Annotated in this window: 5 protein-coding genes; 2 read left to right on the top strand and 3 right to left on the bottom strand. The window is 42.1% G+C overall.

What is annotated here, in order from left to right; all coding sequences use genetic code 11:
- The 3 genes from ACESK1_RS12355 to ACESK1_RS12345 form a co-directional block, all read right to left on the bottom strand.
- Positions 1-212 (bottom strand): thiamine pyrophosphate-binding protein (locus ACESK1_RS12355; protein WP_372920488.1); only part of this gene is annotated, 212 nt, incomplete at its 3' end.
- A gap of 94 nt (positions 213-306) precedes the next feature.
- Positions 307-1,461: a chorismate-binding protein gene (locus tag ACESK1_RS12350; RefSeq protein ID WP_372920486.1), complete on the bottom strand. Its 1,155-nt coding sequence runs from the start codon at positions 1,459-1,461 to the stop codon at positions 307-309.
- Positions 1,462-1,881, bottom strand: a complete 420-nt coding sequence (locus ACESK1_RS12345) for a PaaI family thioesterase (protein WP_372920485.1) — start codon at positions 1,879-1,881, stop codon at positions 1,462-1,464.
- 126 nt (positions 1,882-2,007) lie between these two features.
- Here ACESK1_RS12345 and ACESK1_RS12340 point away from each other — a divergent pair, with 126 nt between their 5' ends.
- Positions 2,008-2,649 (top strand): alpha/beta hydrolase, encoded by a 642-nt coding sequence (locus tag ACESK1_RS12340; protein ID WP_372920484.1) that lies wholly within the window; start codon positions 2,008-2,010, stop codon positions 2,647-2,649.
- A gap of 99 nt (positions 2,650-2,748) precedes the next feature.
- On the top strand, positions 2,749-3,999 hold the full coding sequence (locus ACESK1_RS12335; protein ID WP_372920483.1) for an Nramp family divalent metal transporter: 1,251 nt from the start codon (positions 2,749-2,751) through the stop codon (positions 3,997-3,999).
- Positions 4,000-4,097: the final 98 nt, after the last annotated feature.

Here is a 4,097-nt window from a genome sequence, read left to right as displayed (position 1 = left end):
ACCGGCTGCTTTAGTTGCTGAGCAATTCCCAGGGCAAAAAATGCCGCGGAACGCTCGTCTACAATACTGTAGGGTTTAATTTCAGGATGATTAGTAAATCCGAGGGTGAGCGGAGCATTTCGCGATCCGGGGGAAATTACTACGTGATGTATATTTTTGGCCACACAAAGGGCTACAATCGAGCGGGCAACAGGTATTTTGGAATATTTCACAAATCTATGTTTTGAAAAGTCGTCTAGCTGAAACTGAGTTCCAACTCAGGGAAACGCTCTATTTCTCACCCAAAATTACAATTTTCAAGCGGATTTATTTAACTAATACGGCCTTGATGGTTTGTGCCTTGTCTTGTGTCTCCTCAAACTCCCGAACAGGATCTGAATCTTTGGTAATCCCGCCACCAACAAAGATCTCGGCTTCATCGTCTTCAATTTTCATACAGCGTAAGTTAACAAATAAAGAAGTTGACGAACTTATGCTTCCATAAGCCTGGTTCTCCTGGTTCCTTCGGTTAGAGCTACGCTTTGTCTCCTTTTTGAAATTCAGCTCACCCAGAAAACCAGTGTAGAATTCGCGGTCGTAATTTTCATTTTCCAATATGAACTTTTTAGCAATATCCCTCGGCATACCACAAACGGCAGGAGTGGGATGAAGCGTCATTATCAGCTCCTTTAAATTTGAAGTGCCGGGCTGAATATCACCCTGGATATCGGTACGAAGATGCAATAGATTTCCCGCTTTTGCTGTGTAGGCCTCAGATCTATCCACCTTTCCGGCGGTTACCCCTTCGACGTTTTCCAGAATAAAATCGGTCACGATCTTTTGCTCTTCAATTTCCTTCTCTCCCCAGCTTACCTCGGTGATTCCCTTAAAAGCCTGAGTTCCCGCAAGGGCCATGGTTTTAAATTTATTTCTTTCAACTTTAAGCAGGGTTTCAGGAGTTGCGCCCAACCAGATATCGGTTTTTGGGTGAAACCAGATATATACAAAAGCTTCTTTATATTTCTTTAGCAGATCCTTAAATATTTCCAGCGGCCCCAATTGGGTTTCCACTTCCTCCTTTCGGGACAACACCACTTTTTTAAAGGCTCCAGCTTTAATTTCGTCAATACCTTTCTGAACGAGATTTTCGTGGGCAGACTTTTCCTTCTGAATAAATTGTTCCGGTGGAAAATCAGGGCTTTCCTTTTCCAGCGCTTTTTCGTGATCTATAAACCCGGAATATTCCGTTTGCAGAAATTCAGCTTTATCCTGCGGAATAATATAGGTTGGCAATTGGCTTTCAAAAGGGGCGAAAACAAATCCGCTTTCGTTGAAATCATCCACAAGATTTTCCGAAGCATCATCCTGCAACAAAGCGGTGGTCATTCCCCTACCCGATCCCGGATCGTGCCAGGCTGCAAAAGGTTTATCTTGTTGCAATTGCTTTTCAAGCCGATTAAAAAATTCTTCTGCATTCATCATTTACTTATTTTTTGGTAAAGCGATAGTGGTGAGTTTCACAAGAGAGATCAGGTTGTTTTGCTCATCGGTGATCTTTATTTCCCAAAGCTGCGTGGTTCGCCCTTTATGTATAAAACTGGCTTTTGCATAGACAAAACCTTCAGAAATACTTCTTAAATGATTAGCCGAGATCTCTATCCCACGAACAAAAAATTCTTCGGTATTCAAAAATACATAACTCGCCAGGCTGCCGACACTTTCGGCCAGGGCCACGCTGGCTCCACCGTGCAATACTCCATCGGGCTGATGTACTTTTGGAGTTACCGGCATTCTAGCCACAAGATAATTATCTCCTACTTCTGTAAATTCGATATCGAGGGTTTCCATCAGGGTGTTTTTAGACACCTTTTTGGAAAGCTCGAGAATTTCTTCTTGGGTCATCACAATAAGATTGGTTAATTTGTACAATACCCCGGGGCAGGCCCACGAGCATTTCAGAAAAATATTGATTTCGAGTCAAAGCTCAAAACCTTTAAATTCCCGATTATAAAGTAAAAATACATAAAAATGAGCAGCGAGAAACAGGTTTCCTACCAAAGCACCAATACTTACGAAGTTTTAAACACCTTTACTTCAAAGACAAAAAACGTTTGGGTGGTTTGCCACGGCATCGGATATTTAAGCAGATATTTTTTGAAATATTTCAAACATCTGGACCCGGAAGAGAATTATATCATTGCTCCGCAGGCACCTTCCAGGTATTATCTCAACGGAAAATATACCCACGTGGGCGCATCCTGGTTAACCCGTGAAAACACCGAACTGGAAACCGAAAATTTGCTGAATTATCTCGATGAAGTTTATAAAACTGAAAAACTGCAGGATGCTCCAAAACTTCTTCTATTTGGTTATTCCCAGGGAGTTTCTGTAGTTACAAGATGGGTCGCTAAACGAAAGATCGCCTGTGACCAGCTGATAATGCACTCAGGAAAAGTACCTGCAGAACTGAAGGCTGAAGATTTTTCTTTCCTGAATAACACAAAATTCAGTTTTATTTATGGAGAAGAAGACCAATATTTTTCTGAAGTAAACATTCCAAAGGAAGAAGCCCGATTGAAAGAAATTTTTAGATCCAATTTAGAGATCAAAACTTTTGCCGGAGGTCATGAAGTGAGCAAAGACCTGATTTTAGAAATAGCAGGAACTTAAAGAAACCCTTGCAAGGTTCTGGACACAAAGGTTAATAATTGCAAAGTAAGATTATCCTACTAAATTTATATTCAGAAATTAAACTAACTCAATAGATTTTTGAAATTTAAAAAATACCTGAAAAACATTGGCCCCGGTTTCTTACTGGCGGGAGCGGCCATTGGGGTTTCGCATTTGGTTCAGGCTACCCGCGCCGGTGCCGATTATGGTTTTATTTTGATTTGGGCCTTGCTCCTGGCCTGTATTTCCAAATATCCATTTCTGGAATTTGGTCCCCGCTATGCCGCGGCCACAGGACAGCATCTTATTTCAGGCTATAAACGCCTTGGGAAATTTCCTTACTGGATTTACATTTTAATCACTTTTGGGAGCATGTTCATCATTCAGGCGGCGGTGACTATAGTAACTGCCGGCCTTGCCGAACGTTTGTTCAATTTTGGCTGGTCCCCATTTGTTTGGAGTACTGCAATAATCCTGGCTTGCATTGCCCTTCTTTTAATCGGAAAATACCCCGGCCTTGATAAAAGTATGAAGCTAATCGTTAGCCTGCTTACCCTGGCCACACTCTTCGCCGTGATTATGGCTTTTGGCGCCGGTACTCTGGAAACTGCGGTTAGCACTCCCGCTCCTTCCCTCTGGACAACCGCAAGCCTGGGGTTTATTATCGCATTTATGGGATGGATGCCTATTCCGCTTGATGCGTCTGTCTGGCATTCCATCTGGACCCGGGAAAAAGCGATTCAAAGCAATCAAAAACTCTCCGTACGAGGCGCGTTTGCCGATTTCAATGTAGGTTATCTGGCCGCTGCATTTATTGGATTGCTGTTTTTCTTGCTGGGAGTTTTGGTGATGTTCGGAAGCGGCTCATCCTTTTCAGGAAACAGCGTGGAATTTTCCAGTCAGCTAGTGGAACTCTATGGAAAAACCCTGGGAGCCTGGAGCAAACCTCTAATATCTATTGCCGCATTCATCACCATGCTTAGCACAGTGCTAACAGTAACCGATGCTTTTCCCAGGGTAATTTCAGAATTAAAAGATCCGGAGAAAAATTCTCCGAAGTACAGAAAACAGAAATGGAAGTTCTACACCTGGGCAGTTTTTCTTATTCCGGTTTTTTCGCTTTCCATATTATTCTTTCTTTCAGGTTCCTTTACGCTTTTAGTTGATTTCGCCGCCGGACTTTCATTTCTTTCTGCGCCATTTTTAGCCTGGTTTAACTATAAATTAGTTACCGGAAATCAAATGCCCAAAAAACACCGCCCCGGAAGAAATTACCGAATCTTCAGCCTAATCTGCTTCTGGTTCTTGGTCCTGTTTAATTTAGGGTATTTGTATTATACTTTTTTATAAAACAAAAAACCCTTGCAGATTTTAGAAATCTGCAAGGGTTGGTATTATTTGATTTGAGATCCCGAAGCAAGTTCGGGATAAGCGATTCGCACACTTTT

The sequence above is a fragment of the Salegentibacter sp. genome (genome assembly GCF_041642575.1).
Lineage (GTDB): Bacteria > Bacteroidota > Bacteroidia > Flavobacteriales > Flavobacteriaceae > Salegentibacter.
Note: the sequence above shows the minus strand (reverse complement) of the source record. Positions and strands in the feature narration are given on the sequence as shown.

Coding starts and splice junctions, on each gene's coding strand:
- ACESK1_RS12350 (WP_372920486.1), bottom strand. CDS start 1,461: ATGATGAATGCAGAAGAATTTTTTAATCGGCTTGAAAAGCAATTGCAA.
- ACESK1_RS12345 (WP_372920485.1), bottom strand. CDS start 1,881: ATGACCCAAGAAGAAATTCTCGAGCTTTCCAAAAAGGTGTCTAAAAAC.
- ACESK1_RS12340 (WP_372920484.1), top strand. CDS start 2,008: ATGAGCAGCGAGAAACAGGTTTCCTACCAAAGCACCAATACTTACGAA.